Source organism: Methylobacterium sp. D53M (assembly GCF_053345625.1).
Map to the genome: position 1 here is coordinate 1 of NZ_JBKFAL010000015.1, position 25,072 is coordinate 25,072.

Consider the following 25,072-nt stretch of genomic DNA (forward strand, 5'->3'; position numbering starts at 1 on the left):
GAGAAGTGCACTCTGCTCGGGGGTAATCGCCACGGCATCAACCTCTAACGGATGGGATCGGTTCGACCGCCGAGCCTCAGGACATGTCGAGCGGGGCGACGCCCTCGGGCCGCCCGTCGGAGCCCAGCGTGATCCGCTGGATCCGCGCCTCGGCCCGCTTCAGCAGCGCCTCGCAATGCTTCTTCAGCACCTCGCCGCGCTCGTAGATCGCCACCGACTCGTCGAGCGGCACGTCGCCGCGCTCGAGCCGGCGGACGATTTCCTCGAGCTGTTCCAGCGCCTTCTCGAAGGGCAGGTCGCCGGCGGCGGCGGCCACCTCGGGTCTGCTCGCACTCATCCCAGATACTTCCTTTGGGGGTGTTTGTACGGCGCGATCCCCGGTCGCCACAACCCTGGGGGCCAGTCCGCCGGCCGGGTCCGCACCGTTTTGGACGGACGCGGCGGCGTTTGCGCCACACTTCGCACCTGCGTTCGGTTCACGCCAGCGCGAGGGTGAACGGCGTGCCCTCGAAGGCGTCGGCGCCGCGCCCGATGCGGGCGATCGCCGCGATCATGCGGCCGTCGCGGTCGAGCATCCGGTCGGCGATCGCCACGAACAGGGCGTTGGGCGTCGCCGAGGGCGAGGCGGACCGCAGGGCGTCGGCGATCGCCGCCTCGTCGCGCTCGGGCGCCAGCGCGCAGGCCGCGATGTAGGCGGCGGCCGTCGAGCGGCTGATCCCGGCGTAGCAGTGGATCACCAGCGGCTTCTCCCGCGGCCAGGTCCGGACGAAGTCGAGAAGCCGGGCCACGTGTTCTTCAGCCGGCAAAACATGTCCGTCCCGGGCTGCCGCGATGTCGCTGACCCAGATGATGGCGTGGTTCGCGGCGTCGATCACGGCCGGCCGCTCCAGCGGCGTGCCGACATTGATCAGCGTGAGCACGTGGCTCGCGCCCGTGGCGGCGACGGTCTCGGGCAGGCGCGAGAGCGGACAGACGTGGAGGGTCGGCATGGTGGGGCGCCAGTGACCTGCGATCGTGACGGATCGAGGGCGAAGATCCGTCAGGGCGGGGACAGGGCGGTGAAGCGCGCGAGGAATCGCGCCTCGGCCTCGGCGGTCGGCCACGGCCCGGCCAGGGCCGACACCGGCTCGGGCAGGTCGACCGAGGGGCCGAAATAGCGCTCGGCCTCCTCCGGCGCGAAGCCGGCGAGGCGCACCGCCTCGGCGTGGGCGGCGATCCGGTCGGCCCGCTTCACGAGCCGGGCGAGGGCGGGCGAGGGGGCGGCCAGCTCGAAGCGGCGGCGCACCGCCGCGAGCAGGCGCAGCTCGACGCCGCGATAGGCGTCGCCGATGGCGGCCTTGAGCGGCGAGATGATGTCCCCGACCACGTATTCCGGCGCGTCGTGCAGGAGCAGCTCGAGCCCGTCCCGGTCGGTGCAGCCGGGGGCGAGGTGGCGGCCCACCGCCTCGACCAGCAGGCTGTGCTGGGCCACCGAGAAGACGTGCGGCCCGCGGGTCTGGCCGTTCCAGCGCGCGACCCGGGCGAGGCCGTGGGCGATGTCGGCGATCTCGATGTCCCCGGGCGCCGGGTCGAGGAGGTCGAGGCGGCGGCCAGAGAGCATGCGCTGCCACGCGCGCGGCGGCGCGCTCACCGGGACCCGCCCAGCGCGGCGCAGGGCCCGTGCCGGTGGCAGCCGACGAGGTGATCGTTGACCATGCCCACCGCCTGCATGAACGCGTGCACGATGGTCGGCCCGCAGAAGGAGAAGCCCTCGGCCTTCAGGGCCTTGCCGATCGCCCGGGAGACCGGCGTCTCGGTGGCGATCTCCGCGCGGGTCCGGGCCGTGCCCTGGACCGGCCGGCCGTCGACGAAGTCCCACAGGAAGTGCGCGAAGCCGGGGCCGCGCTCCTCGATCCGCAGCCACGCCCGGGCGCCCGCGACGGTGCCCTGGATCTTGGCGCGGTTGCGAATGATGCGGGTGTCGGCCATCAGCCGCGCGACGTCCGACTCGGTGAAGCGGGCGATCCGCTCGGGATCGAAATCCGCGAAGGCGTCGCGGAACCCGTCCCGGCGGCGCAGGATGGTGATCCACGACAGCCCGGCCTGGAAGCCGTCGAGGATCAGCTTCTCGTAGAGGGCGCGGCCGTCATGCTCGGGCACGCCCCACTCGGCGTCGTGATAGGCGACGTAGAGCGGGTCGAGCCCGGCCCACCAGCAGCGTGGGCAGCCGTCGGGATGGTCGATGAGGCCGGTCTCGGACATACGGCGATGGTAACGAGAACAGGAGCGGAACGCCACCGTCGCGGCGGCGGCCGCACGGCCGCCCCGACGGTCCCTTCCGCCGGTGCAAGACGAGCCGCGGTCACGCGGCCCGTTCCCGCGCGTCGCGATCCTACCCGGCCGCGCTCGCCGCCGTGTCCGGCATGGCGAAGGTCGCGCAGGCGGGGCGCGTCAGCGTCACGGGCTGGTCGCCCGCGCGCGGGGTCTCGCCGGAGGCGAGCGCGTCGCCCAGTCGGTCGAGGCGGACCGTGGCGAGGCCGCGGTTCCCCGCGGTGCTGCCCGTGGTGCCGAGCACCTTGCCGCCCGCGGTGATCTCGATGCCGGGCGCGGGCGCGGCGTCCGCGTAGGCGGCCGCCAGGATGCGGGTTCGGGCCGTGCCGCGGTGCTGCATCCGCGAGACCACTTCCTGGCCGACGTAGCAGCCCTTGCGGAAGTCGACGCCGCCGAGCTGATCCATCAGCGCCTCGTGCGGAAAGGCGTCGCCGAAGGCGAAGTCGCGTCCGCCCTCGGGCACGCCGAGGGCGATCCGGTGCGCGTGGTACTCGGCCTCGGCGGCGTCCGCCGAGAAGGCGCCCGCTTCGGCGTAGAGACGGGCGCCGAGATCGGCCGCGCGGGAATCGGCCAGCGCCTCCGCGGCGGGCGGGGCCGCGCCGGCCCAGGCCGCCGCGACCGCGACGGTCGGGTCGGCCGCGATGGTCGCTTGCGCGCGCAGGCGATAGAGCGTCAGGCGCTTGGCGAGGTCCGCGGCCCTGTCGGCCAGCACGTCGAACCGGAAGCCGTCGGGGATCCGCGAGACCAGGAAATCGAAGAGGATCTTGCCCTGCGGCGTGAGCAGGGCGCCGAGGCGCGCCTCACCGGGCTGGAGCATCTCGACGTTGCAGGTCAGGACGCCCTGGAGCAGCGTCGTGGCGTCCGGTCCGGTGACGGTGACCAGGGCGCGGTCCGGCAGCAGGGCGACGGGCATGGGCGGCGATTCCTCGGGGCGCGGACGGTCCGGCTGGCCGGACCGCGGACCCGGGACGTAGTCGCTGACCGCCCGCGCCTCAACCGTCCGCGCTCACGCGCTCAATGCTGGAGCGTCGTGGTGAACGCGCCCCCGCGGATGCGCTCCGGGAATCCCTCCGCGTAGCGGGCCGTGGCTTCTTCGCCGTACGTCGTCACGAGTTCCTGAAAAGCCGCGAACAGGGCGGCCTGGGCCATGCAGTCACCGTCGAGACCATCGAGGCAGCCTTCCGCGAACGCTTCCGAGACGTAACTCAGCGCGACGCGTTTCTCCTCGACATCGACCTCGATGGGGGCGGTGTGAGAGCTGTGCTGCATGGCCGGATACTTCCATTGCGCCGGACACGGGGCCCGGCGGACGCAATGGATGATAAGCAGGTCCCGGCGGCTCGGCCAGCCGAGAATTTCGGATCGGTTAACGCGAGCGCTCAAATCCGATGTTTCGCCGGCATCGCCGGTATGTGTGCTGTACCTGCATCACCCCCCGAAACGCCCGGCCAGAGCGTGCGACAGCCGGTCGCCCTCCGCGACGTACCGTGCGGCCGCCTCGTGGGCCGCGGGCGTGCAGACCCGGTAGGTCAGCGCGTAGCCGCGATAGCCGCGGTTGTAGGCGCCGGCCAGCCGGTCGCGGCGGGCCGGGGTCACGCCCTCGGAGTCGATCAGCGCCTTCATGCGGGCCGGCCAGTCGGCCGCGTCCGGGGCCGCGCAGAGGTTCCGCAGGAACGCCAGGGCCCCGATGATCTCGGACATGCGCAGCAGGTCGCGGTCGTAGGGCGCGGGCACGTCCGCGGGGGCGGGCGCCTCCTTGGACGGCTCCTTCGCGGCTTCCTTGGCGGGCGCGCCGCTCCGGCCGGAGCGCTGCTGCGCCAGCGCCTGCGCGGAGACCGGGCCTGCCAGGAGTGCCAGCAGGCACAGGAGGGTCGCGGGGCGCCTCACGCCGTCGGCTCCCCGCCCGGCATTCCCGCGCGATTTACGCGCCGATCCGCGCTCCCATCCGTGCCCCGGGCCGCCACCCGCGCGAAGGCCTCGCGCAGGGTGTCGACCAGGCCGGGGGTGGTCGGAAGGGTCGCGACCTCCGCGAGCGTCGCCCACCGGGTGCCCAGGGCTTCGGGCCCGGCCACGGGCTCGCCGCCGCACCACAGGGCGGCGTGCGGGTGGACGACGTAGTGGTGGCGGGCCCGGCCGGCCTCGTCCCGGACGATGATCTCCGTGGGCGAGAGCACGCCGACCACCTCGGCGGGCAGTCCGACCTCCTCGGACAGTTCGCGCAGGGCCGCCTCGGCCAGGGACTCGCCCGCCTCCACGAGGCCGCCCGGCAGGGTCCAGACGCCGCGCATCGGCTCGTTGGCCCGCGCCGCCAGCAGGACCCGCTCGCCGCGGATCACCGCGATCGACGCGCCCACGAAGGGCCGGGCCGGGAACAGCCGGCTGTCGGGATCCGGTGCGCCCGCGGTCACGGCTTGCCCCCGTCCGGTGCCACGACGGCCACTCGGCCGTCGGCGAGGCCGACGAGCAGCCGCGCCGCCGCTCCCTCGCCGAGGACGACGATGCCGGTCTCCGCGGGGGCCGGCAGCGGCACGCGCGCCCGCTCGCGCAGGCCGCCCTTGGCCGCCACGAAGGCGATCTCCGGCCGGCCCGCCACCGGCAGGACGAGCTCGGGGCTGCCGCCGGCCGGAACGGTCACGGCGAGATCCGAATCGCCGTCGCCGGCCGCGTAGCCCGCGGCCTCGCCGACGGGCTCGATCGCGTCGGGACGCAGCGTCCAGAGCTGGAGCCGGCCCTTGGCGCTGACCGTCGCGGCCTGAGTGGCGCCCGATCCGGAGAAATCCGCGATGCCGGCGATCTTGAGGGGTGGGCCCGGCTGGGCGGGCGTGCGGGCGGCGACGGCCCAGGCCGCGCCCGGATCGCCGGCGGGCCGGCCGATCAGCACGAGGCCGCCGGCATCCGCGCCGGACAGCGTCGCCGCCAGCAGCGCCGGGCGGTCCCCGAGGCGCAGCAGGCGCGGCCGCAGGGGCGCGAACACGGCCTCGCCCCCCGCCGGCACCGTCACGGTGGCCACGGGGACGGGCTTCGGATCGGTGCTCACCGCCATTGGCTGGCGCTCGCGGATCGTCAGCACCGCGGCGGCCGCGCCGCCGTCGGGGGCGCGGGTGCGCCCGGTGAGATAGGCGCTCAGGGGGCCCGAGAGGGCCCGGCGCGAGCCCGGCAGGGCCCCGCGCGGCGTCTCGGCGGCGGTCAGCCCCTCGACCGCGTCCCGGCCGATCGGCCGCACGGTGACGCCGCCCTCCGCGAGGGCGAGCACGGCGCCGCCGTCGTCGCCCCAGACCACGGCGATCGGCGCGCTCTCCTCGTCGCCGGTCTGCTGGCCACCGCCCTGCGCGCCGGCTTTTGTCCCTGCCGTGTTGCCGGTGATCGGCAGGAGCCCGGAGGTCGCCACCGAGACCGCGGCCTCGCTGCGCGAGCCGCGCAGCGCCCGCACCTTGAAGGGCAGGTCGAGGATCCGGATCCCGGGCTCGGCCCGCGCCCCCGCGACGGGCGCGACGCACGCGAGGAGGCCCAGGACGAGCGCGACCCGCCCGCGGCGCGCCGCCGTGTGCCGGCGCGGTAACACCGTGCGCGCGGAAGCGCCCCAGGAAGCGACCGATCTGGTCAAACGTGCTGGCCGCCGTTGATGTGGAGCTCGGCGCCGTTCACGTAGGAGGAGGCCTCGGTGCACAGGAAGTAGATCGCCTTGGCGACCTCGTCCGGCGTGCCGAGCCGGCGCTGCGGGATCTGCTCGACGAGCTTCTCGGTGCCGGGCGACAGGATCGACGTGTCGATCTCGCCCGGCGAGATCGCGTTCACCCGCACGCCGAGCGGCCCGAAATCGGCGGCCATCTCGCGGGTCAGGCCAGCCAGCGCCGCCTTGGAGGTGCCGTACGCCGCCCCCGCGAAGGGGTGGACGCGCGAGCCGGCGATCGACGTCACGTTGACGACCGAGCCCTTGGCCCGGGCCAGTTCCTCGCGCAGGCCCCGGGCCAGCAGGATCGTGGCGAAGAGGTTGACCTGGAAGACCCGCTGCCACGTGTCGAACTCGGTGGCCAGCGCGCCGAGGCGCTCGCCCTCCGGCCCCTTCGGCGAGATCCCGGCATTGTTGACCAGCGCGTGCAGCACCCCGCCCTCGGCGGCGAGCCGGCCCCGCACCTCCTCGACGGCGCGGACCGTGTCCTGCGCGTCGGCGAGGTCGACCTGCAGGTGGTCCTCGGGGCCCATCTCCCAGGGGCAGTTCTCCGGGAAGGCGTGGCGCGAGCAGGTGATCACGCGCCAGCCCGCGGCCGAGAAGCGCTTGACGGTGGCGTGGCCGATGCCCCGGCTCGCGCCCGTGAGCAGCATGATGCGCCGGCGTTCGTTGACGGGGAGGGCCAAAGCCGTAAGCCTCGCTGGCGTTCAGGGATCGCCGCCCGGTCGGGCGCGGTGCGTGCCGGTGAGCCTCAATGGTCTAGGCGCACGGGCACCGGAAATCCAGAGCGGGCCGCGCGGCGGCGCCGGAGCACGGAGGGGAAACGCATGGCCAGCGGGCAGACCAGCGCGGAGCGCATGCCGGAGATCCCGGCCGGCGGCCTCTCTCCGGCGCAGGAAGAGGCGGCGGCCGCGTTCCGGGCCGAGCGCGGCGTCCCGGTCTTCGGGCCGTTCGTGCCGCTCCTGCGCAGCCCCGAGCTGATGCTGTGCGCGAGCCGGATGGGCCAGTACCTGCGCTACGGCAGCGTCCTGCCGCTGCGGATCAGCGAGTTCGCGATCCTGGTGGTCGCGCGGGAGTGGAGCCAGCCGGTCGAGTGGGCGATCCACCACCCGATCGCCCTCGAGGCCGGGGTCGCCCCCGAGACCGCGCGGGCGCTGGCCGAGGGGCGCCGCCCCGACACGATGAGCGCCGACGAGGCCTTCGCCTACGCTTTCTCGACCGAGCTGATGCGCAACCGCGCGGTGAGCGACGCGACCTACGCGGCCCTGGTCGCGCGCTTCGGCGAGCAGGGGGCGATCGATCTGACCGGCATCAACGGCTACTACGCGCTGCTCGCCATGACGATGAACGTCGCCCGCACGGCCCTGCCGGAGGGCGGCCCCGCGGCCCCGCCGCTGCCGCCGCTGGTCGGGTAGGGCGCGCCGCCGCGGCCGCGGCGCGGGCCGGGGGCGATCCCGCGCGGCTTGTGGCGCCGGCCGCTTCGGTCTAACCGTCCTCCCCCGTGCGGGTGCCCGATGTGCCGCCCGCCCGTTCCCGAAAACCCGGCCGGACGAGAGCCATGGTCGCCCATACCCGCGCCGATTCGGCGCCCAAGCCCACCGACCCGGCGCTCGCCGGCGCCCGGATCCTCGTGGTCGAGGCGCGCTACTACGACGCGATCGCCGACGAACTCCTGGCTGGCGCCCTGGCGGCGATCGCGGCCGCCGACGCGCAGGCCACCGTGGTCACCGTGCCGGGGGCCCTGGAGATCCCCGCCGCCGTGGCGATCCTGCTCGACACGGGCGCCTACGACGCCGTGGTGGCGCTCGGCTGCGTGATCCGCGGCGAGACCGGCCACTACGACATCGTCGCCGGCGAGAGCGCCCGGGCGCTCATGGACCTGTCGGTGCAGCGCCGCGTGCCGCTGGGCAACGGCATCCTCACGGTCGAGACCGAGGCGCAGGCGCTCGCCCGCGCCCGGGTCGCCGAGATGAACAAGGGCGGCGGCGCCGCCGAGGCGGCGCTCGGCGTGCTCGCCCTGAAGCGTGCGGCCGAAGGCGCGCGCCCGCGATGACGGATACACCCATGACCGGGACCCCCGAGACCCAGCCGGAGACCGGCGCGGAGAATGGCACCGGCACCGCCGGCGCCCCCGCCAAGATCAGCCTGCGCAGCGGCGCCCGCCTCGCGGTGGTGCAGGCGCTCTACGAGATGGACGTCTCCGGCAAGGGCGTGCTCGACGCCCTCGCCGAGTTCGAGGCCTTCTGGATCGGCCAGGAGGTCGACGGGATCGCCCATCCCCCGGCCGAGACCGCGTTCTTCCGCGACCTGCTGCGCGGCACGGTCGAGGAGCAGCGCGCCATCGACCCCAAGCTCGACCAGGCCCTCGCGCAGGGCTGGCCGCTGCGGCGCATCGAGATCGTGCTCCGGGCGATCCTGCGGGCGGGCGCCTACGAGCTGATGTTCCGCCGCGACGTGCCGGCGGCCGCGGCGATCTCGGAATACGTCGACGTCGCCCACAGCTTCTACACGGCCGACGAGCCGGGCCTCGTCAACGCCGTCCTCGACCGGGTCGCCCGGGAGGTCCGGCCGGGCGAGGTCGGGGCCCCGAAGGCCTCGGGCAAGCCGGGCTCGTCCAAGCCGCTCCCCGGCAAAGCTGCGGCTGGGAAACCGTCGGCCGGGAAGGCCTGAGTCTTGGCCGGGCCGGCCCGCGCCTCCGAGGAGGGGCTGATCGCCCGCTACTTCGCCCCGCTCGCGGGGCCGGGCGCCGACGGGCTCCGGGACGACGCCGCCACGCTGACACCGGCGCCGGGCCACGACCTCGTCCTCACCGCCGACGCCGTGGTGGCGGGCGTTCACTGCTTCGCGGAGGATCCGCCGGCCTCGATCGCCCGCAAGGCGCTCGGCGTGAACCTCTCCGACATCGCCGCCAAGGGCGCGGTCCCGCGCGGCTTCCTGCTGACCCTGGCGCTGCCCGACGATTGGACGGAGGCTTGGCTCGCCGGATTCGCGCAGGGGCTCGGCGCGGCGGCCGAGGCGGCCGGCTGTCCGCTCCTCGGTGGCGACACGGTGCGCTCCCGCGGCCCCGCGCTGATCTCGGTGAGCGTGTTCGGCGAGCTGCCGACCGGCACCATCGTGCGGCGCACCACCGCGCCGGTCGGCGACCGGATCTGCGTTACCGGCACGATCGGCGACGCCGCCCTCGGCCTGCGGATGCGCCTGGAGCCCGGCGCCCCCTGGGCGGCCGGCCTCGATCCGGCGCTGCGGGCCGAACTCGCCGACCGCTACCTGCACCCGCGCCCGCGGCTCGCCGCCGCGCCGGCCATCCGCCGCCACGCCTCGGCGGCCATGGACGTGTCGGACGGCCTCGCGGGCGATCTCGCCAAGATGCTGGGCGCGGGCCGCACCGCCCGGGTGGCGACGGCGGACGTGCCGCTCTCGGAGGCGGCCCGGTGCGCCTGCGCGGCGGATCCCGCCCTGATCGAGGCGGTCCTGACCGGCGGCGACGATTACGAGATCCTCTGCACCGTCGCGCCGGAGCGCCTGGCGGATTTCCGGGCCGAGGCCGCGGCGGCCGGGATCGCCGTCGCCGCCATCGGCACCGTTACCTCAGGCGACGGCCCGCCGCGCTTCGAAATGCGCGATGGCGCCGAGCGCGTGTTCGCGGCCGGAGCCTTCAGCCACTTCTGACGCCCAGATCGCGTCCGGTCCCGAGATCATCGGGCCGGCGGAATCCCCGGCCGGGTGGCCGATCTGGCGCCGGACCTCGCCGATCATCGCGGCGGCGACCACCGGGATCCAGCGGCCGGCCGGGTCCCCGCCCGCGCCCGGCGCCCGGGACAGGGCGCGCTGCAGCACGCAGAGCAGGTCGTCCTGGATCGTGACCGGCTGCGCCGCGACCCGCTCTGCGATCAGGAAGCCGACCGCGCCGCTCAACACCTCGATGGTCGCTGCCAACCTGGCGGCCTGGTCGCTGCTCATGGCGAGTCCCTCGTCCGAATACAACCAAAAATAGAATATCGGTTGGTTAAGGCGACGTTAACGGCCGCTCGAGCCGCTCGCGTTCGTGATGTTCCAGTTCGGGGGACGGGCATCTCCGCTCGCGGGAGCCGCGCCCAGCCCCCTCTCCCGCACGCAAGAGGGGGCTCGCGCCCATGGAACCGGGTGCAGCGGCCGGCGGGAATCCAGATCTGCAACATAATGCAGCATTGCGGGTTCGAGGGCTTATTAGCCCCCGGGTCGTGAGACCCGATTCCCGGCGTCGCCCACCGACGCGGCGTTTGCGCTCCCCGGCGAAGTTTGGCAATCAAGGCATTGTTCTGGGAAGGAAAGCCCCGAATCCGAGCGCCACGTCCCATGGCCGTCGTCCGGCGGCCAAGCTCGACAATCACAAGCCAACGCCAGGCACGATAATAACAAGGACGGTCGAATGATTCCCTTGGTCCTGATCATCGCGGGCGGGCTCTGCGCCGTCGCCTACGGCATCGTCACGATCCTCGACGTGATGCGGCGCGACGCCGGCACGCAGCGCATGCAGGAGATCGCCGCCGCCATCGCCGAGGGCGCGCAGGCCTATCTCCGGCGGCAATACACGACGATCGGCCTCGTCGGCGTCGTCCTGTTCGTCCTCCTCGCCGTCTTCCTCGGGATCAAGGTCGCGGTCGGCTTCCTGATCGGCGCCGTGCTGTCGGGCGCGGCCGGCTTCATCGGCATGAACGTCTCGGTGCGGGCCAACGTCCGCACGGCCCAGGCCGCCTCGACCTCGCTGGGCGGCGGCCTCGACGTCGCCTTCAAGTCGGGGGCGGTGACCGGCATGCTGGTGGCGGGCCTCGCGCTGCTGGGCGTCGCCCTCTACTACCTGTTCCTCACCCGCGCCGCCCATCTCGAGCCGTCGAGCCGCGAGGTGATCGACGCCCTCGTGGCGCTGGGCTTCGGCGCCTCGCTGATCTCGATCTTCGCCCGCCTCGGCGGCGGCATCTTCACCAAGGGCGCCGATGTCGGCGGCGACCTCGTCGGCAAGGTCGAGGCCGGCATCCCGGAGGACGATCCGCGCAACCCCGCCACCATCGCCGACAACGTCGGCGACAATGTCGGCGACTGCGCCGGCATGGCGGCCGACCTGTTCGAGACCTACGCGGTCACGGTCGTCGCCACGATGGTGCTGGCCGCGATCTTCTTCTCCGGCGCGGGCGGGAGCAACCGCGACGTCCTCGAGCCGATGATGCTCTACCCGCTCGCCATCGGGTCGGCCTGCATCCTCACCTCCATCGCCGGCACCTACGCGGTGCGGCTCGGCGCGAACCAGTCGATCATGGGGGCGCTCTACAAGGGGCTGATCGCCGCCGGCGTGCTCTCCATCGCGGCGATCGCGGCGGTCAACATGACCCTGCTCGGCGGCTTCTCGACGAGCTTCACCACCTCGACCGGCCTGACCTTCACGTCGGCCGCTCTGTTCGGCTGCGCGGTGATCGGGCTCGCCATCACGGCGCTGATCGTCGTGATCACCGAGTACTACACGGGCACCAACTTCCGCCCGGTGAAGTCGATCGCCGACGCGTCGGTGACCGGCCACGGCACCAACGTGATCCAGGGGCTGGCGATCTCGCTCGAATCGACCGCGCTGCCAGCCATCGTGATCGTGGCAGGCATCATCAGCACCTACGCGCTCGCCGGCCTGTTCGGCATCGCCATCGCGGTCACCGCCATGCTGGCGCTCGCGGGCTTTATCGTGGCGCTGGACGCCTTCGGGCCGGTCACCGACAATGCCGGCGGCATCGCCGAGATGGCGGGCCTGCCCTCGGAGGTGCGCAAGTCGACCGACGCCCTCGACGCGGTCGGCAACACCACCAAGGCGGTGACGAAGGGCTATGCGATCGGCTCGGCGGGTCTCGGCGCGCTGGTGCTGTTTGCCGCCTACACGTCGGACCTGAACTACTTCATCGCCCATGCGAGCCCGACGCAGTACCGCTTCTTCCAGGGCGTCAGCGTCGATTTCTCGCTCTCCAACCCCTACGTCGTGGTCGGGCTGCTGCTCGGCGGCCTGATCCCGTTCCTGTTCGCCGGCATCGCCATGACGGCGGTCGGGCGCGCGGCGGGCGCGGTGGTCGAGGAGGTCCGGCGCCAGTTCCGGGCCAAGCCCGGCATCATGCAGGGCACGGACCGGCCGGATTACGGGCGGGCGGTGGACATGCTCACTCGCGCGGCGATCAAGGAGATGATCATCCCGTCGCTGCTGCCGGTCCTGTCGCCGATAGTGCTGTTCTTCGTGATCCAGTTCATCGCCGGGAAGAGCCAGGCCTTCGCCACCGTGGGCGCGAGCCTGCTCGGCGTGATCCTCACCGGCCTCTACGTGGCGATCTCGATGACCTCGGGCGGCGGTGCCTGGGACAACGCCAAGAAGTACATCGAGGACGGCCACCACGGCGGCAAGGGCTCCGACGCCCACAAGGCGGCGGTGACCGGTGACACGGTCGGCGACCCCTACAAGGACACCGCCGGTCCGGCGGTGAACCCGGCGATCAAGATCACCAACATCATCGCCCTGCTGCTGCTCGCCGTGCTGGCGCACAGCTGAGTTCCGCGAAGACCGGATCGGCCGACGGGGCCGGGCTCTCCGCGAGCCCGGCCCTGCCCGTTTCACCGTGTGCGCCCCCGCACGCGACGGTCAGTCCCGCGGCGCAGCACCTTGGCATCGCGGCGCCGCAGCGCCACCTCGGCGCCGGATTAAAACCCGGACGCGGCCCCCGCCGCACCAGCACGAGGTAACCCATGCCGTCCCTGCTCGACCCGATCCGCATCGGCGCCATCGAGGCGAAGAACCGGATCTTCATGGCGCCGCTGACCCGCGGCCGCGGCACCCGCGAGCACGTTCCGACCCCGATCATGGCCGAGTACTACGCGCAGCGCGCCGGCGCCGGCCTGATCCTCACCGAGGCCACCGGAATCAGCCAGGAGGGCCTCGGTTGGCCCTACGCGCCGGGCATCTGGTCCGACGCCCAGGTTGACGCGTGGCGGCCGATCGTGAAGGCCGTTCACGACCGGGGCGGCAAGATCGTCTGCCAGATCTGGCACATGGGCCGGATGGTCCATTCGGACTTCCTCGGCGGCGCCAAGCCGGTCTCGTCCTCGCCCACCACGGCCCCCGACCAGGCCCACACCTATTCCGGCAAGAAGCCCTACAGCGAGGCCCGCGCCCTGGAGGTGTCCGAGATCCCGCGCCTGCTCGCCGATTACGAGCGGGCCACCGCCAACGCCCTGGCGGCCGGGTTCGACGGGGTGCAGATCCACGCCGCGAACGGCTACCTGATCGACGAGTTCCTCCGCGACGGCACCAACCATCGCACCGACCAGTACGGCGGCTCCATCGAGAACCGGGTGCGGCTCCTGCGCGAGGTGACCGAGGCGGTGGCGAAGGTCGCCGGACCCGAGCGCACGGGCGTCCGCCTCTCGCCGAACGGCGCGATCCAGGGCTGCAACGACTCGAACCCGGAGCCGCTGTTCGTCGCCGCCGCCCAGGCGCTCGCCGATGCCGGGATCGCCTTCCTGGAGATGCGCGAGCCGGGGCCGAACGGCACCTTCGGCAAGGCCGACCACCCGCCGATCGCCCCGGCGATGCGGCGCGTGTTCCGCAACCCGATGATCCTGAACGCCGACTACGACGGGGTCAGCGGCCAGAAGGCGCTGGATGCCGGCGAGGCCGACGCCATCGCGTTCGGCCGGACCTTCATCGCCAACCCGGACCTCGCCGAGCGGATCGCCAGGAAGGCGCCGCTCGCCAAGGACGACGCTGCGACGTGGTACAGCCAGGGCCCCGAGGGCTACGTCGACTACCCGACCCTGACCGAGTCCCGCGCCGCCTGACGCGCCGCGGTCGCGCGCCCTGCCGCGGCCCGGAGGGCTGCGGCAGGAAACCGCGGCAATTCCTTGGCAGCGGGCCGTCGCGCGCCTATGTGAGGGCAGGACCATGGATGTGCCTGCACCTCACGCGCTCGCGGAAGCCGGACCGACCGACGGGCGCTGGCGCGCCGCCGACCGGATCGCCGAACTGCGCGATCTCGCGATCCTCGATTCCGAGCCCGAGCCGCTCTACGACGACCTCGTGCGGGTCGCCGCCTATGTCTGCCGGGCGCCGGTCGCACTCGTCAGCCTCGTCGATGCCGAGCGGCAGTGGTTCAAATCGGAGGTGGGCCTCGGCAAGCGCGAGCTGCCGATCAATTGCTCGGTCTGTGCCCACACGATCGAGGCCGGCGACCTTCTCGTCATCCCGGACCTGACCACGGACCCCCGGACCACCGAGAATCCCCTCGTGACCGGGGCACCGGCCTTCCGCTTCTACGCGGGTGCGGTGATCCGCGGCAGCCACGGCATCCCGCTCGGCGCGCTGTGCGTGCTGGACCGCGTCTCGCGGCCGGAGGGGCTCGATTCGGAGCAGACCGCGACCCTGCTGGCGCTGGCGCGCCAGATCTCCAGCCTGCTGGAGCACCGCAGGACGCTGGCGCAGGTCGCCGCCCGCGAGGCCGAGATCGCCGCGAGCGAGCGCCGCTTCCGCGTGATGACCTCGGCGATGCCCCAGATGGTCTGGACCACGCGGCCGGACGGGTTCCACGACTACTACAACGACCGCTGGTACGAGTTCACCGGCGTCCCCTACGGCTCCACCGACGGCGAGGGCTGGAACGGTGTGTTCCATGCCGAGGACCAGGACAGGGCCTGGGCGCGGTGGCGCCACTGCCTCGCGACCGGCGAGCCCTACGAGATCGAGTATCGCCTGCGCCACCACAGCGGCGACTACCGCTGGACCCTGGGGCGGGCCATGCCGATCCGGGACGCTGAGGGGCGGATCGAGCGGTGGTTCGGGACCTGCACCGACATCGACGATTTGAAGCGCGCCGAGGCCGAGGCCCGCAAGCTCGCGGCGATCGTCGAGACCTCCAAGGACTTCATCGGGCTCTCCACCCTCGAGGGCGCGATCACCCACCTCAACGAGGCGGCCATGGCCCTGGTCGGCCTGCCCGATCTCGCCGCCGCCCGCGCCAAGAAGGTGCCCGACTTCTTCACCGACGACAGCCGCCGGATCCTGGCCGAGACCGTGATGCCGGCGGTGCGCCGGGACGGGTTCTGGGAGGGCGAACTCGCCTTCCGGCACTTCGTCACCGGCGAGCCCCTGGCCGTGCTCTACAACATCTTCCCGGTGCGCGACCCGACCGGGGCCGAGATCGGCTACGCCACGGTCACCCGCGACCTGCGCGAGGCGAAGCGCGCCGAGGAGGCCCGCGATCTGCTGATCCGCGAGCTGTCCCACCGCATCAAGAACATCTTCGCGGTCGTCGGCGGCCTCGCCGCCCTGACCGCCCGGACCGACCCCGCGGCCAAGCCCTTCGTGGCCGCGTTCCGCGAGCGGCTCGGCGCCCTGGCCCGGGCCCACGAATACGTCCGCCCGCACTCTCCCGACAGCGCCCCGCCGGTCGCCGGTCAGACGGTGCTCGGGCTGATGCGCCTGGTCATGGCCGCCTACGAGGAGAACGGGCGCGCGCGCGTGGTGATCTCCGGGGACGATGCCGAGATCGGCGAGCGCACCGCCACGGCCCTCGCGCTGATCATGCACGAGCAGGCGACGAACGCGGTCAAGTACGGCGGCCTGTCGACGCGGGAGGGCGGCGTCTCGCTGAGCGGGACCCGCGAGGCGGGCCGCTACACGCTGACCTGGCGCGAGGAGGGCGGCCCGCAGATAGCCGGCGCGCCGTCCCGGAAGGGATTCGGCACGGTGCTGGCCGAGCGCAGCGTCGCCGGCCAGCTCGACGGGGTGCTGGAGCACGACTGGGCGCCGGGCGGTCTCCTGATGCGGCTCAGCGTCCCGCTCGAGAACCTGCGGACCTGACGTGGCTCGGATGCCGGCCCGGATGCCGGCCGCGCCTGGGCCGGGTCTCGTCGTCCTCGACTTCGACGGCACGCTGGCCGACAGTTTCGGGTGGTTCTGCTCGGTGCTGAACGGCGTCGCCGACCGCTACCGCTTCCGCCGGGTCGAGGCCCACGAGGTGGAGGAGCTCCGGCTCCAGGGCGCCCGGGCGATTGTCGCCCATCTCGGCATCCCACGCTGGAAGCTGCCGCTCATCGCCCGCCACATGCACGCGCTGGCCGCCCGCGACGCCGCGCAGATCGCCCTGTTTCCCGGCGTCCCGGCGATGCTGGCCGCGATCGCGGCGGCGGGCGTGCCGCTGGCGATCCTGTCGTCGAATCGCGCCGACACGGTGCGGCGGGTGCTCGGACCGGACAATGCCGCCCGCATCGGCAGCTACGCCTGCGAGGCGTCGATCTTCGGGAAGGCGCGCCGGCTGCGGGCGTTGCTCGCGCGGACCGGGGTGCCGCCGCACCGGGCCCTCTGCGTCGGCGACGAGATCCGGGACCTCGAGGCGGCGCGGGCGCTGGGCTGCCCGTTCGGCGCCGTGGCCTGGGGCTACACTGACCCGCGGGCCCTCGCGTCCCACGGCCCCGAGCACCTGTTCCCGGAGCCCGGGGCGATCGCCCGCCTCGTGGCGGGCGAGGCCGGTCACATGCCGCGATTCGCGCCCGGCACGACGCTGGTGCCGCTGCCGCTGCCGAACGGCTCGTAGCGGGTCAGGCCGCGGAACAGCTGGCTGAGGAAGGCGCGGTCGGCGCCGCTCGTCGGCGTGGTGCGCTCGATGAAATCGAAGATCCGGCCGTCCTGCAGGCCGTAGAGCGCCACGCGCTCGACCTTGAAGGCGGGGGTGAAGTACACGGCCGTGACCTTCTGGTCCTCAACCTGCTCGCCCAGGAACATGATCGTCCGGCGGGTGTTCTGCGAGATGTAGTACCAGGACTTGTTGCCGACCGTGGACACGGTCGAGGGCGTGCCCAGGATCTGCAGCACCTGCTCGGGGCCCATGCCGGGCTTGATCGTGGCGAGCGCCGCCTGATCGACCTGGTAGCCGTGGCGCAGCTCCTCGCCGATGCAGCCCGACAGACCGGTTGCCGCGAGGCCGAGCAGGGCGAGGCGCGCGAAGGACTGGACGAAACGGCGCCGCATCGGGCCCCCAGAGAGCGTGTTGACGGACGGGGCGCGACCGTCGCCGCCGGCACGGGGCTCCGACGGCGCTTGCGCCCTGGGCGTGGGTTGCCGTACCGCGGGGTTATGGCTTTGACAAGGCAAGCTTGGCCACAGAGGGCCGGGGTTCGACACCGATGATCGCCGGGCTGTTCCGCCGCGCGGGCGCGCGCCGCCGCGCCGTCGAGGGGCTGCACGTCGCCCTGAGCGAGGCCGCGCGGCGGCCGGGCCTCTACACGGATCTCGGCGTGCCCGACACCGTGGAGGGCCGGTTCGAATCCCTGTGCCTGCACGCGATCCTGGTCCTGCGCCGGCTGAACCGGCTGCCGCCGCCGGCCGCCGAGGTGGCGCAGGATCTGGTGAACTCGGTCTTCACTCAGCTCGACGCCTCCCTGCGCGAACTCGGCGTCGGCGACATGGGCGTGTCCAAGCGGATGAAGAAGCTCGGCGCCGCCTTCTACGGCCGGGCCGAGGGCTACGACGCGGCCCTGGAGGCCGGCGACGCCGCGGCCTTGGCGGCCGCCCTCGTCCGCAACGTGCTCGGCGGCGAGGGGGACGGGCGCGGTCTCGCCGCCTACGTGCGGGCGGCCGACGCCGCCCTCGCCGGGGCCGATCTCGACGGGCTGCTCGCGGCCGGGCCGCCCTTCCCGGAGCCCGACGGCTTCGCGCCGGTACCGGCCGGCCCTGACCACGGAGGACGCGCATGAGCCGCGATGCCAGCAGCCGCGATGCCGGCCAGGACGCTTTCCCGCTCGCGCGCTGGGTCAATGTCGAGCGCCTGCCCCAGGGGCGCGGCGCCGTCACCGTGGAGGCGAGCCCGGCCGAGTGCGCGGCGCTGGCCGCCGATTTCGGCATCCCGGGGATCCGCGACCTCGTCGGGCGCTTCGCCATCGAGGGGGCGACCAGCCGCCTCACCGTGACCGGCACCGTGGAGGCCCTGGTGACCCAGGTCTGCACCGTCAGCCTCGAACCCTTCGAGGCGCCGGTCCGGGAGCCGGTCGAGGTGGTGTTCACCGACACCGACCGGCTCGCCGGCACCGATGCCGAGGACGCCGACATCCCCGACCCCCTGGTCGGCGGCCGCATCGATTTCGGCGCGCTCACCGCCGAGTTCCTGGCGCTGGGCCTCGACCCGTACCCGCGCAAGCCCGGCATCGCCTTCGAGCCGGTCGTGGCGGGCGACGAGGCCGGACCCCTCGACGGCCTGCGCAAGCTCCGCGACCGCGACGGCTGAGGCCGCCGCGTCCGGCCGGAACCGCCGGCCGCCCGATTTCATTTGCCCGCCGGGCCGGTATCGCTATGGTCCGCCGCGCCCGGCGGGCCCCGTCCCGCCGCCGTCCGACCCCTTTCCCGCCGAGACCCGCGACCCGCTACCGACATGTCCCAACGCGTGTGCATCTCGCTCGACGCCATGGGTGGCGACCACGGGCCCACCACGGTCGTGCCCGGCGCGGCGCTGGCCCGGGAGCGCCATCCCGGCACCACCTTCCTGATGTTCGGCGACGAGGCGGTGATCGCGCCGCTGGTCGCCAAGGAGCCCCGGCTCAAGGACTGCGTCGAGATCCGCCACACCAGCGTGGCCGTGGCCATGGACGACAAGCCGAGCCAGGCGGTGCGCCAGGGCCGGGGCAAGTCGTCGATGTGGCAGGCGATCCAGGCGGTCCGCGACGGGCAGGCCGATGCCTGCGTGTCGGCCGGCAACACCGGCGCGCTGATGGCGATGTCGAAGATCTGCCTGAAGACCATGTCGGGCATCGAGCGCCCGGCCATCGCCTGCCTGTGGCCGACCGTGCGCGGCGAGAGCGTCGTGCTCGACGTCGGCGCCACCATCGGCACGGATGCCGAGCACCTCGTCGAGATGGCCGTGATGGGCTCGGCCATGGCGCGCATCGTGTTCGACCTCGAGCGCCCCACCGTCGGCCTGCTCAACGTCGGCACCGAGGAGATGAAGGGCAACGAGGCGGTCAAAGAGGCTGCCCGGATCCTGCGCGAGATGGAGAGTCCCGGCCTGACCTATCACGGCTTCGTCGAGGGCACGGATCTCGGGCGCGGCACGGTCGACGTGGTGGTGACCGAGGGGTTCACCGGCAACATCGCCCTCAAGACCGCCGAGGGCACCGCCAAGCAGATCGGCACCTATCTCCGCGCCGCCATGACCCGGACGCTGGCCGCCAAGATCGGCGCCCTGTTCGCGCGGCAGGCCTTCAAGGCCCTCAAGGACAAGATGAACCCGAGCCGGGCCAACGGCGGGGTGTTCCTCGGCCTCGAGGGCATCGTCATCAAGAGCCACGGCTCGGAGAACGCGCAGGGCTTCGCCGCGGCGATCGATCTGGCGCACGACATGGCGCGCCACGACATGATCCGCACGATCCGCGAGATGCTCGACCAGACGGCGGCGCTGGCGCCGGCCTGACGCCGGCCCCGGGCCTCCGTCGACGGACGGGATGGAAATCGGACGCCCGCGGCTTCACAACCAGCGATTGTGAAGCTGGATCGTCCGGGAAGGACAATGATGGCAACCCTCCGCACTGACCCCGAGCAGCACCGGCGCGTCCCCCCTCTGCGCTCGGTGGTGGTCGGGACCGGCTCGAGCCTGCCCGCGCGGGTGGTGACGAACGCCGACCTCGCCGAGCGGGTGGACACGTCCGACGAGTGGATCGTCCAGCGGACCGGGATCCGCCAGCGCCACCTCGCGGGACCCGACGAGACCACCTCGGTCCTCGGTACGCGAGCCGCCAGGGCGGCCCTCGACGATGCCGGGCTGAGCGCGGACGACATCGACCTCGTCATCTGCGCCACCTCGACGCCGGATCACACCTTCCCGGCGACCGCGACCCAGATCCAGGCGGCACTGGGCATCCATCAGGGCGCGGCCTTCGACCTGCAGGCGGTGTGCGCCGGCTTCGTCTTCGCGGTCTCGACCGCCGACAAGTTCCTGACCACGGGGGCCGCCCGCCGGGCCCTCGTGATCGGCGCCGAGACCTTCTCGCGGATCGTCGACTGGGAGGACCGCACCACCTGCGTGCTGTTCGGCGACGGGGCCGGCGCCGTCGTGCTGGAGGCGCAGGAGGGGGCCGGGGACCGCGGCGTCCTCAGCGCGAGCCTGCGGTCGGACGGCCGCCACCGGGAGAAGCTCTACGTCGACGGCGGCCCCGGCTCCACCGGCACCACCGGCCACCTGCGCATGGAGGGCCGCGACGTGTTCCGATTCGCCGTCGGGCAGGTCACCGACGTGATCGTGGAAGCCTTCGCGCAGGCGGGCATCACCGCGGAGGAACTCGATTGGTTCGTGCCGCATCAGGCCAACCGCCGGATCATCGAGGCCTCGGCCGACAAGCTCGGTGTCGCCCGGGACAAGATCGTCCTGACGGTGGACCGCCACGGCAACACCTCGGCGGCCTCGATACCCCTGGCCCTCGACGTGGCGCGGCGGGACGGCCGCATCCGGGCGGGCGACCTCGTGATGATCGAGGCGATCGGCGGCGGGTTCAGCTGGGGCGCCGCGCTGATCCGCTGGTAGCGTTTCGGGCGGCGCGCCCGAAACGATTCGCTGTCCCGGCGCGGTTGACCGGGGGCGGAGCGCCGATTAGCGTGCCGGATCATAGGGATACGCCTTCAGCGTTCGGCGCGGCCAAGGATGCCGCGCCGTGCGTCATGGGGCGAGCGACGCGGGCGAGGGGACACGGCATGGCAGGCAAGACGGTGACGCGCGCCGACTTGAGCGAGGCCGTCTACCACCAGGTGGGCCTGTCGCGGACCGAGTCGGCCGCCCTCGTCGAGACCGTGCTGTCCGAGATCTGCAGCTGCCTCGCGAGCGGCGAGACGGTGAAGCTGTCCTCGTTCGGCTCCTTCGTGGTCCGCAGCAAGGGCAAGCGCGTCGGCCGCAATCCCAAGACCGGGGTCGAGGTCGCGATCGAGCCGCGGCAGGTGATGGTGTTCAAGCCCTCCAACGTGCTCAAGGCCAAGATCAACGGCCTGAACGGCGCGGGCGACCACGACGACGACTGAGCGCGCCGCGAATGCGGCCGCGTCGGCGAGCGCTTCGGGCGGGCTCTTCAGGCTTGAGTGCGGCCCCGCGAGCCGGCAAGATCGGGCCGCTTCGCCCCGCTCCGTAAGACGCCCATGCCGCCAGCCCTCGCCGCCGCCTCGACCGACGAACCGCCGACCGGGATCGGCGAGAAGAGCGCCCACGCGTTCCGGACGATCAGCGAGGTGGCCGAGGAACTCGACGTGCCCCAGCACGTCCTGCGGTTCTGGGAAACCCGCTTCGGCCAGATCCGCCCCGTGAAGCGGGCGGGGGGGCGCCGCTACTACCGGCCCCAGGACATCGAGCTCGTCGCCGGCATCCGCCACCTCCTGCACGTGCAGCGCTACACCATCGCGGGGGCGCAGCGGGTCCTCAAGGAGAACGGCGTCCGCTTCGTGCAGGCCGTCGGCCGCGGCGAGGCCGTGGCGGCCGAGCCGCTGCTTCAGGAGGTCGAGACCGAGGCGGGAAGCCGGAGCGGAACCGGGGGCGCAACGTTCGGCGCGTCGGACCGGGCGGCCCTGGCCGAGGCCCTGGACGAGTTGCGCGCCTGCCGCGCCCTGCTCGACGGGCTGCGCGACCTGCCCGACATGGAGGCCTGAGCGGGCCTGAGCGGGCTTGCCGGGCTCGACGACCCCGGCCCCGGCGCGCGGCGGGCGAACTTTCCGGCAACACGTCGCGTTGTCGCCCGCATGGCCGCGCCCAAACCCAAGTTGACGCCCAGCCAGGAACTGATGGCCCGCATCATGCGGATCGTACGCTCCTGCCCGGAGGCGGCGTCCGAAGTCCTGGAGCTGATGTTCCTCGTCAGCCAGATCGAGGCGGCCACCGGAGTCGACCGGGACTATCGCGACGCCAAGCGGGTGATCAGCCGCCTGCGCAACCCGCTCTGGGAGATGGGTCCCACCGACCGGGAGAAACTCCTGGCGGCCGCCGAGACGATTCGCCGGGTCTGCCGGCTGGCCGAGGACGAGATTCCCCCCGTGCCGGTGGCCGATGCCGGGGAGCGGGCGCGGGTCGAGGGGCGGCTCGCCGCCGCCCTGGCCGGCGAGCTCGACGCGGCGCAGATCGCCCGCATCACCGGGATCGTCGCGGCGGCCCTCCAGAATTAACCCGCCGCCCGAGCCCTCGACGCCCGTGCGCGGCGTCCCCACATGGTCTCCACCGATGAACGGGACATCCGGACGCGTGTCCAGGGAGAGGTCCCGGGTCGGCACTGGAGAGACGCTGCCATGATTGCCCTACGTCCGCTCGCCGCGCTGCTCGCAGGGAGCATGGCACTGGCCGGGCCCGCCCTGGCCCAGACGCCGTCCAGCCGAACCAAGACGGTGGCGCCCGGCAAGACGGTCCGCATCGAGATCGCGCCCAACCTCAAGAAGGATTGTTCTCCTGGGCCGATGCCGGAGTTCAAGGTCTCGGGCCCGCCGAAGAACGGGTCGGTGATCACCAAGGTTGGCAAGCTGAAGACGCCGGCGAGCTACCGCTGTCCCAACAAGGAAGCGGCCGTCCAGGCGCTGTTCTACCAGCCCAACAACGGATTCACCGGCACCGACGAAGTGACGTTCGAGGTCAAGAGCTCCGACGGCCAAGTCCAGACTCAGACCGTCAAGATCACGGTCGGGGGCGCGGGGACCAAATCAGGAGACGACGGCAAGAAAGAGGGCACGGATTTGTGAGCAGGCTCCGGCCGAAACGGTATCTCGCCAGTCCTGCCGCTCGGTCAGCCGTCCGGGGGCGTCACGGAGTCTCGTCCGTGACGCCTTCAGCGCTCCGGAGTGTTGCATGCAATCGACATGCCGGGCGCCATGCTCGCCGCACTGCGACAAAAGCGGGCCTGTCGGTTGCATCCGAGCCGAGACAGGATGAAGCTGTCACGGTCTGAGAGGGTTATCGAATGCCGATGCATGCGACGAACGACCTTTTCCAGAGCTTCGCCCGAGGGTACGAGGCCCGCCGCGACACGGAGATGACGCTCTCCGAGTACCTCGAGGCCTGTCGCGACGAGCCCCTGATGTATGCCTCGGCCGCCGAGCGCATCCTGGCGGCGATCGGCGAGCCCGAATTTGTGGATACATCCAAGGATTCGCGCCTCGGCCGGATCTTCATGAACCGGACGATCCGGACCTACCCGGCCTTCCGCGAGTTCTACGGGATGGAGGAGACGATCGAGCGGATCGTCTCGTTCTTCCGCCACGCCGCGCAGGGATTGGAGGAGCGTAAGCAGATCCTCTACCTGCTCGGGCCCGTCGGCGGCGGCAAGTCGTCACTGGCCGAGCGGCTGAAGCTCCTGATGGAGGTTCACCCCGTCTACGTACTTAAAGCCGGGGACGAGATTTCGCCGGTCTTCGAGAGCCCGCTGGGCCTGTTCGACCCGGAGACGATGGGCGAGGAGATCCAGAAGCGCTACGGCATCCCGCGCCGGCGGCTGACCGGCCTGATGAGCCCCTGGGCGCTCAAGCGCCTCGACGAGTTCAACGGCGACATCTCGCGCTTCAAGGTGATCAAGGTCCGGCCCTCGCGCCTGCGCCAGATCGCCATCGCCAAGACCGAGCCGGGGGACGAGAACAACCAGGATATCTCCTCGCTGGTCGGCAAGGTCGACATCCGCCGGCTGGAGACGCTGTCGCAGGCCGATCCCGACGCCTATTCGTACTCGGGCGGCCTGAACCGGGCGAACCAGGGCATCCTCGAATTCGTCGAGATGTTCAAGGCGCCGATCAAGATGCTGCATCCGCTGCTCACGGCGACGCAGGAGGGCAACTACGTCGGCACCGAGAATATCGGCGCGATCCCGTTCACCGGCGTGATCCTCGCCCACTCGAACGAGGCCGAGTGGCAGACCTTCAAGACCAACAAGAACAACGAGGCCTTCATCGACCGGATCTACGTGATCAAGGTCCCGTACTGCCTGCGCGTCACCGAGGAGCAGCGGATCTACGAGAAGCTGATCTCCGGCTCGGAGCTGTCGGACGCGGCCTGCGCCCCCGGCACGCTGGAGATGCTGGCGCGGTTCTCGGTGCTGTCGCGGCTCCGCGAGCACGCCAACTCCAACGTCTTCTCCAAGATGCGGGTCTACGACGGCGAGTCCCTGCGCGAGGTCGATCCCCGCGCCCGCTCGATGCAGGAGTACAAGGACACGGCCGGCGTCGACGAGGGTATGGACGGGATCTCGACCCGCTTCGCCTTCAAGGTGCTGGCCGCGACCTTCAACCACGACACCACCGAGGTCTCGGCCGACCCGGTGCACCTGATGTACGTGCTGGAGCAGTCGCTGCGCCGCGAGCAGCTCCCGCCCGAGACCGAGAAGAAGTACCTGGAATTCATCAAGACCGAACTGGCCCCGCGCTACGCGGAGTTCATCGGCCACGAGATCCAGAAGGCCTACCTCGAATCGTACCACGATTACGGGCAGAACCTGTTCGACCGGTACATCGACTACGCCGACGCCTGGATCGAGGACCAGGACTTCAAGGACGCCGAGACCGGCCAGCTCATGAACCGGGAGCTCCTCAACCAGGAGCTGACCAAGATCGAGAAGCCCGCCGGGATCGCCAACCCGAAGGACTTCCGCAACGAGGTGGTGAAGTTCGCCCTGCGCTCCCGGGCGCAGCACGGCGGCCGGAATCCCAGCTGGACCAGCTACGAGAAGCTGCGCGAGGTGATCGAGCGGCGGATGTTCTCCCAGGTGGAGGAGCTGCTGCCGGTGATCTCCTTCGGCTCGAAGAAGGACGGCGAGACCGAGAAGAAGCACGGCGAGTTCGTCGAGCGCATGGTCGCGCGCGGCTACACCGAGCGGCAGGTCCGCCGCCTGGTGGAGTGGTACATGCGGGTGAAGCAGGCCGGCTGAGGGACGACGGGGCTCGACCGGCCCGCTCGGTCGGCCGGGCCCCGTACCGACCCTCCGCCGCCACAGTTTCGGACGACCGGCCGGCGAAGATCGCGGCCCTGCTGCCAAAGAGGGATCCTTCCCTCCGGTGACAGCATGGTACGACAAGGGTCCGGACCCGGCCGGAGCACGCGGACGAGG

29 protein-coding genes are annotated in these 25,072 nt (G+C 72.4%); 17 read left to right on the forward strand and 12 right to left on the reverse strand.

The window, feature by feature from the left end; all coding sequences use genetic code 11:
* Positions 1 to 76: 76 nt before the first annotated feature.
* The 10 genes from ACLBYG_RS19545 to ACLBYG_RS19590 all read right to left on the reverse strand — a co-directional run bounded on the left by ACLBYG_RS19545 (position 77) and on the right by ACLBYG_RS19590 (position 6,633).
* Positions 77 to 337, reverse strand: coding sequence for an exodeoxyribonuclease VII small subunit (locus tag ACLBYG_RS19545; protein WP_447682520.1), 261 nt, complete (start codon positions 335 to 337; stop codon positions 77 to 79).
* Positions 338 to 476: 139 nt separating this feature from the next.
* Complete coding sequence (locus ACLBYG_RS19550; RefSeq protein WP_447682521.1) at positions 477 to 989, reverse strand: tyrosine phosphatase family protein; 513 nt, start codon at positions 987 to 989, stop codon at positions 477 to 479.
* A 50-nt stretch (positions 990 to 1,039) separates the two neighbouring features.
* Positions 1,040 to 1,600, reverse strand: a complete 561-nt coding sequence (locus ACLBYG_RS19555; RefSeq protein ID WP_091979887.1) for a hydrolase — start codon at positions 1,598 to 1,600, stop codon at positions 1,040 to 1,042.
* 26 nt (positions 1,601 to 1,626) lie between these two features.
* Positions 1,627 to 2,241: a DNA-3-methyladenine glycosylase I gene (locus ACLBYG_RS19560; protein ID WP_447682522.1), complete on the reverse strand. Its 615-nt coding sequence runs from the start codon at positions 2,239 to 2,241 to the stop codon at positions 1,627 to 1,629.
* A 130-nt stretch (positions 2,242 to 2,371) separates the two neighbouring features.
* Positions 2,372 to 3,223 (reverse strand): CAF17-like 4Fe-4S cluster assembly/insertion protein YgfZ, encoded by an 852-nt coding sequence (ygfZ, locus tag ACLBYG_RS19565; protein ID WP_447682523.1) that lies wholly within the window; start codon positions 3,221 to 3,223, stop codon positions 2,372 to 2,374.
* A 101-nt stretch (positions 3,224 to 3,324) separates the two neighbouring features.
* Positions 3,325 to 3,579: a hypothetical protein gene (locus ACLBYG_RS19570; protein WP_012320917.1), complete on the reverse strand. Its 255-nt coding sequence runs from the start codon at positions 3,577 to 3,579 to the stop codon at positions 3,325 to 3,327.
* 159 nt (positions 3,580 to 3,738) lie between these two features.
* Positions 3,739 to 4,197 (reverse strand): TIGR02301 family protein, encoded by a 459-nt coding sequence (locus ACLBYG_RS19575; RefSeq protein WP_447682524.1) that lies wholly within the window; start codon positions 4,195 to 4,197, stop codon positions 3,739 to 3,741.
* A complete protein-coding gene (locus tag ACLBYG_RS19580; RefSeq protein WP_447682525.1) occupies positions 4,194 to 4,718 on the reverse strand; it encodes an NUDIX hydrolase in 525 nt (174 codons plus the stop codon). Before ACLBYG_RS19580 ends, ACLBYG_RS19575 begins: the two co-directional genes overlap by 4 nt.
* Complete coding sequence (locus ACLBYG_RS19585; protein ID WP_447682526.1) at positions 4,715 to 5,872, reverse strand: hypothetical protein; 1,158 nt, start codon at positions 5,870 to 5,872, stop codon at positions 4,715 to 4,717. Before ACLBYG_RS19585 ends, ACLBYG_RS19580 begins: the two co-directional genes overlap by 4 nt.
* A 38-nt stretch (positions 5,873 to 5,910) precedes the next feature.
* Complete coding sequence (locus ACLBYG_RS19590) at positions 5,911 to 6,633, reverse strand: SDR family NAD(P)-dependent oxidoreductase (RefSeq protein ID WP_041372745.1); 723 nt, start codon at positions 6,631 to 6,633, stop codon at positions 5,911 to 5,913.
* A 174-nt stretch (positions 6,634 to 6,807) separates the two neighbouring features.
* On the opposite strand from ACLBYG_RS19590, the gene ACLBYG_RS19595 reads away from it, so the two are divergent.
* The 4 genes from ACLBYG_RS19595 to thiL all read left to right on the forward strand — a co-directional run bounded on the left by ACLBYG_RS19595 (position 6,808) and on the right by thiL (position 9,649).
* On the forward strand, positions 6,808 to 7,395 hold the full coding sequence (locus ACLBYG_RS19595) for a carboxymuconolactone decarboxylase family protein (RefSeq protein WP_447682527.1): 588 nt from the start codon (positions 6,808 to 6,810) through the stop codon (positions 7,393 to 7,395).
* Between the two features lie 143 nt (positions 7,396 to 7,538).
* Positions 7,539 to 8,033, forward strand: coding sequence for a 6,7-dimethyl-8-ribityllumazine synthase (gene ribH / locus ACLBYG_RS19600; protein ID WP_020093929.1), 495 nt, complete (start codon positions 7,539 to 7,541; stop codon positions 8,031 to 8,033).
* An 11-nt stretch (positions 8,034 to 8,044) separates the two neighbouring features.
* On the forward strand, positions 8,045 to 8,650 hold the full coding sequence (gene nusB, locus ACLBYG_RS19605) for a transcription antitermination factor NusB (protein WP_170863012.1): 606 nt from the start codon (positions 8,045 to 8,047) through the stop codon (positions 8,648 to 8,650).
* A gap of 3 nt (positions 8,651 to 8,653) precedes the next feature.
* Positions 8,654 to 9,649, forward strand: a complete 996-nt coding sequence (thiL, locus tag ACLBYG_RS19610; protein WP_447682528.1) for a thiamine-phosphate kinase — start codon at positions 8,654 to 8,656, stop codon at positions 9,647 to 9,649.
* Here thiL and ACLBYG_RS19615 read toward each other — a convergent pair.
* Positions 9,569 to 9,940, reverse strand: a complete 372-nt coding sequence (locus ACLBYG_RS19615) for a hypothetical protein (RefSeq protein WP_026605043.1) — start codon at positions 9,938 to 9,940, stop codon at positions 9,569 to 9,571. The two genes, thiL and ACLBYG_RS19615, sit on opposite strands and share 81 nt — an antisense overlap.
* Before the next feature lie 448 nt (positions 9,941 to 10,388).
* On the opposite strand from ACLBYG_RS19615, the gene ACLBYG_RS19620 reads away from it, so the two are divergent.
* The 4 genes from ACLBYG_RS19620 (at position 10,389) to ACLBYG_RS19635 (ending at position 16,569) form a co-directional block, all read left to right on the forward strand.
* Complete coding sequence (locus tag ACLBYG_RS19620) at positions 10,389 to 12,533, forward strand: sodium-translocating pyrophosphatase (RefSeq protein WP_091927315.1); 2,145 nt, start codon at positions 10,389 to 10,391, stop codon at positions 12,531 to 12,533.
* 194 nt (positions 12,534 to 12,727) lie between these two features.
* On the forward strand, positions 12,728 to 13,819 hold the full coding sequence (locus tag ACLBYG_RS19625; RefSeq protein WP_447682529.1) for an alkene reductase: 1,092 nt from the start codon (positions 12,728 to 12,730) through the stop codon (positions 13,817 to 13,819).
* A gap of 103 nt (positions 13,820 to 13,922) precedes the next feature.
* The gene (locus ACLBYG_RS19630; protein ID WP_447682530.1) at positions 13,923 to 15,836 is read left to right on the forward strand and encodes a PAS domain S-box protein; all 1,914 of its coding nucleotides are present in this window, start codon (positions 13,923 to 13,925) and stop codon (positions 15,834 to 15,836) included.
* A 22-nt stretch (positions 15,837 to 15,858) separates the two neighbouring features.
* Positions 15,859 to 16,569: an HAD hydrolase-like protein gene (locus ACLBYG_RS19635; RefSeq protein ID WP_447682531.1), complete on the forward strand. Its 711-nt coding sequence runs from the start codon at positions 15,859 to 15,861 to the stop codon at positions 16,567 to 16,569.
* Here the strand turns inward: ACLBYG_RS19635 and ACLBYG_RS19640 are convergent.
* Positions 16,506 to 17,003 carry an outer membrane protein assembly factor BamE gene (locus ACLBYG_RS19640; RefSeq protein ID WP_020093881.1) on the reverse strand — a complete coding sequence of 166 codons (498 nt, stop codon included), beginning with the start codon at positions 17,001 to 17,003 and terminating at the stop codon, positions 16,506 to 16,508. The two genes, ACLBYG_RS19635 and ACLBYG_RS19640, sit on opposite strands and share 64 nt — an antisense overlap.
* A gap of 155 nt (positions 17,004 to 17,158) precedes the next feature.
* On the opposite strand from ACLBYG_RS19640, the gene ACLBYG_RS19645 reads away from it, so the two are divergent.
* The 9 genes from ACLBYG_RS19645 to ACLBYG_RS19685 all read left to right on the forward strand — a co-directional run bounded on the left by ACLBYG_RS19645 (position 17,159) and on the right by ACLBYG_RS19685 (position 24,892).
* Positions 17,159 to 17,728 (forward strand): ubiquinol-cytochrome C chaperone family protein, encoded by a 570-nt coding sequence (locus tag ACLBYG_RS19645; protein ID WP_020093880.1) that lies wholly within the window; start codon positions 17,159 to 17,161, stop codon positions 17,726 to 17,728.
* Positions 17,725 to 18,255, forward strand: a complete 531-nt coding sequence (locus ACLBYG_RS19650; protein WP_020093879.1) for a YceD family protein — start codon at positions 17,725 to 17,727, stop codon at positions 18,253 to 18,255. The genes ACLBYG_RS19645 and ACLBYG_RS19650 overlap by 4 nt, the downstream gene beginning before the upstream one ends.
* Before the next feature lie 144 nt (positions 18,256 to 18,399).
* Positions 18,400 to 19,434: a phosphate acyltransferase PlsX gene (gene plsX, locus ACLBYG_RS19655; RefSeq protein WP_091927318.1), complete on the forward strand. Its 1,035-nt coding sequence runs from the start codon at positions 18,400 to 18,402 to the stop codon at positions 19,432 to 19,434.
* A gap of 99 nt (positions 19,435 to 19,533) precedes the next feature.
* A complete protein-coding gene (locus ACLBYG_RS19660; protein ID WP_051123757.1) occupies positions 19,534 to 20,541 on the forward strand; it encodes a beta-ketoacyl-ACP synthase III in 1,008 nt (335 codons plus the stop codon).
* Positions 20,542 to 20,708: 167 nt separating this feature from the next.
* Positions 20,709 to 21,029, forward strand: coding sequence for an integration host factor subunit alpha (locus tag ACLBYG_RS19665; RefSeq protein ID WP_091979909.1), 321 nt, complete (start codon positions 20,709 to 20,711; stop codon positions 21,027 to 21,029).
* 114 nt (positions 21,030 to 21,143) lie between these two features.
* A complete protein-coding gene (locus ACLBYG_RS19670; RefSeq protein WP_100252799.1) occupies positions 21,144 to 21,647 on the forward strand; it encodes a MerR family transcriptional regulator in 504 nt (167 codons plus the stop codon).
* Positions 21,648 to 21,737: 90 nt separating this feature from the next.
* A complete protein-coding gene (locus ACLBYG_RS19675) occupies positions 21,738 to 22,157 on the forward strand; it encodes a hypothetical protein (protein WP_447682532.1) in 420 nt (139 codons plus the stop codon).
* A 120-nt stretch (positions 22,158 to 22,277) separates the two neighbouring features.
* Complete coding sequence (locus ACLBYG_RS19680) at positions 22,278 to 22,721, forward strand: Ig-like domain-containing protein (protein WP_026605036.1); 444 nt, start codon at positions 22,278 to 22,280, stop codon at positions 22,719 to 22,721.
* A 218-nt stretch (positions 22,722 to 22,939) separates the two neighbouring features.
* Positions 22,940 to 24,892, forward strand: coding sequence for a PrkA family serine protein kinase (locus tag ACLBYG_RS19685; protein ID WP_447682533.1), 1,953 nt, complete (start codon positions 22,940 to 22,942; stop codon positions 24,890 to 24,892).
* The last annotated feature ends 180 nt before the right edge of the window (positions 24,893 to 25,072 follow it).

Excerpts from the sequence above, each read along its gene's own strand:
- ACLBYG_RS19545 (WP_447682520.1), bottom strand. The coding sequence starts at position 337 with ATGAGTGCGAGCAGACCCGAGGTGGCCGCCGCCGCCGGCGACCTGCCC.
- ACLBYG_RS19550 (WP_447682521.1), bottom strand. The coding sequence starts at position 989 with ATGCCGACCCTCCACGTCTGTCCGCTCTCGCGCCTGCCCGAGACCGTC.
- ACLBYG_RS19555 (WP_091979887.1), bottom strand. The coding sequence starts at position 1,600 with ATGCTCTCTGGCCGCCGCCTCGACCTCCTCGACCCGGCGCCCGGGGAC.
- ACLBYG_RS19560 (WP_447682522.1), bottom strand. The coding sequence starts at position 2,241 with ATGTCCGAGACCGGCCTCATCGACCATCCCGACGGCTGCCCACGCTGC.
- ygfZ (WP_447682523.1), bottom strand. The coding sequence starts at position 3,223 with ATGCCCGTCGCCCTGCTGCCGGACCGCGCCCTGGTCACCGTCACCGGA.
- ACLBYG_RS19570 (WP_012320917.1), bottom strand. The coding sequence starts at position 3,579 with ATGCAGCACAGCTCTCACACCGCCCCCATCGAGGTCGATGTCGAGGAG.
- ACLBYG_RS19590 (WP_041372745.1), bottom strand. The coding sequence starts at position 6,633 with ATGCTGCTCACGGGCGCGAGCCGGGGCATCGGCCACGCCACCGTCAAG.
- ACLBYG_RS19595 (WP_447682527.1), top strand. The coding sequence starts at position 6,808 with ATGGCCAGCGGGCAGACCAGCGCGGAGCGCATGCCGGAGATCCCGGCC.
- ribH (WP_020093929.1), top strand. The coding sequence starts at position 7,539 with ATGGTCGCCCATACCCGCGCCGATTCGGCGCCCAAGCCCACCGACCCG.
- nusB (WP_170863012.1), top strand. The coding sequence starts at position 8,045 with ATGACCGGGACCCCCGAGACCCAGCCGGAGACCGGCGCGGAGAATGGC.
- ACLBYG_RS19615 (WP_026605043.1), bottom strand. The coding sequence starts at position 9,940 with ATGAGCAGCGACCAGGCCGCCAGGTTGGCAGCGACCATCGAGGTGTTG.
- ACLBYG_RS19620 (WP_091927315.1), top strand. The coding sequence starts at position 10,389 with ATGATTCCCTTGGTCCTGATCATCGCGGGCGGGCTCTGCGCCGTCGCC.
- ACLBYG_RS19625 (WP_447682529.1), top strand. The coding sequence starts at position 12,728 with ATGCCGTCCCTGCTCGACCCGATCCGCATCGGCGCCATCGAGGCGAAG.
- ACLBYG_RS19630 (WP_447682530.1), top strand. The coding sequence starts at position 13,923 with ATGGATGTGCCTGCACCTCACGCGCTCGCGGAAGCCGGACCGACCGAC.
- ACLBYG_RS19635 (WP_447682531.1), top strand. The coding sequence starts at position 15,859 with ATGCCGGCCGCGCCTGGGCCGGGTCTCGTCGTCCTCGACTTCGACGGC.
- ACLBYG_RS19640 (WP_020093881.1), bottom strand. The coding sequence starts at position 17,003 with ATGCGGCGCCGTTTCGTCCAGTCCTTCGCGCGCCTCGCCCTGCTCGGC.
- ACLBYG_RS19645 (WP_020093880.1), top strand. The coding sequence starts at position 17,159 with ATGATCGCCGGGCTGTTCCGCCGCGCGGGCGCGCGCCGCCGCGCCGTC.
- ACLBYG_RS19650 (WP_020093879.1), top strand. The coding sequence starts at position 17,725 with ATGAGCCGCGATGCCAGCAGCCGCGATGCCGGCCAGGACGCTTTCCCG.
- plsX (WP_091927318.1), top strand. The coding sequence starts at position 18,400 with ATGTCCCAACGCGTGTGCATCTCGCTCGACGCCATGGGTGGCGACCAC.
- ACLBYG_RS19660 (WP_051123757.1), top strand. The coding sequence starts at position 19,534 with ATGGCAACCCTCCGCACTGACCCCGAGCAGCACCGGCGCGTCCCCCCT.
- ACLBYG_RS19665 (WP_091979909.1), top strand. The coding sequence starts at position 20,709 with ATGGCAGGCAAGACGGTGACGCGCGCCGACTTGAGCGAGGCCGTCTAC.
- ACLBYG_RS19670 (WP_100252799.1), top strand. The coding sequence starts at position 21,144 with ATGCCGCCAGCCCTCGCCGCCGCCTCGACCGACGAACCGCCGACCGGG.
- ACLBYG_RS19675 (WP_447682532.1), top strand. The coding sequence starts at position 21,738 with ATGGCCGCGCCCAAACCCAAGTTGACGCCCAGCCAGGAACTGATGGCC.
- ACLBYG_RS19680 (WP_026605036.1), top strand. The coding sequence starts at position 22,278 with ATGATTGCCCTACGTCCGCTCGCCGCGCTGCTCGCAGGGAGCATGGCA.
- ACLBYG_RS19685 (WP_447682533.1), top strand. The coding sequence starts at position 22,940 with ATGCCGATGCATGCGACGAACGACCTTTTCCAGAGCTTCGCCCGAGGG.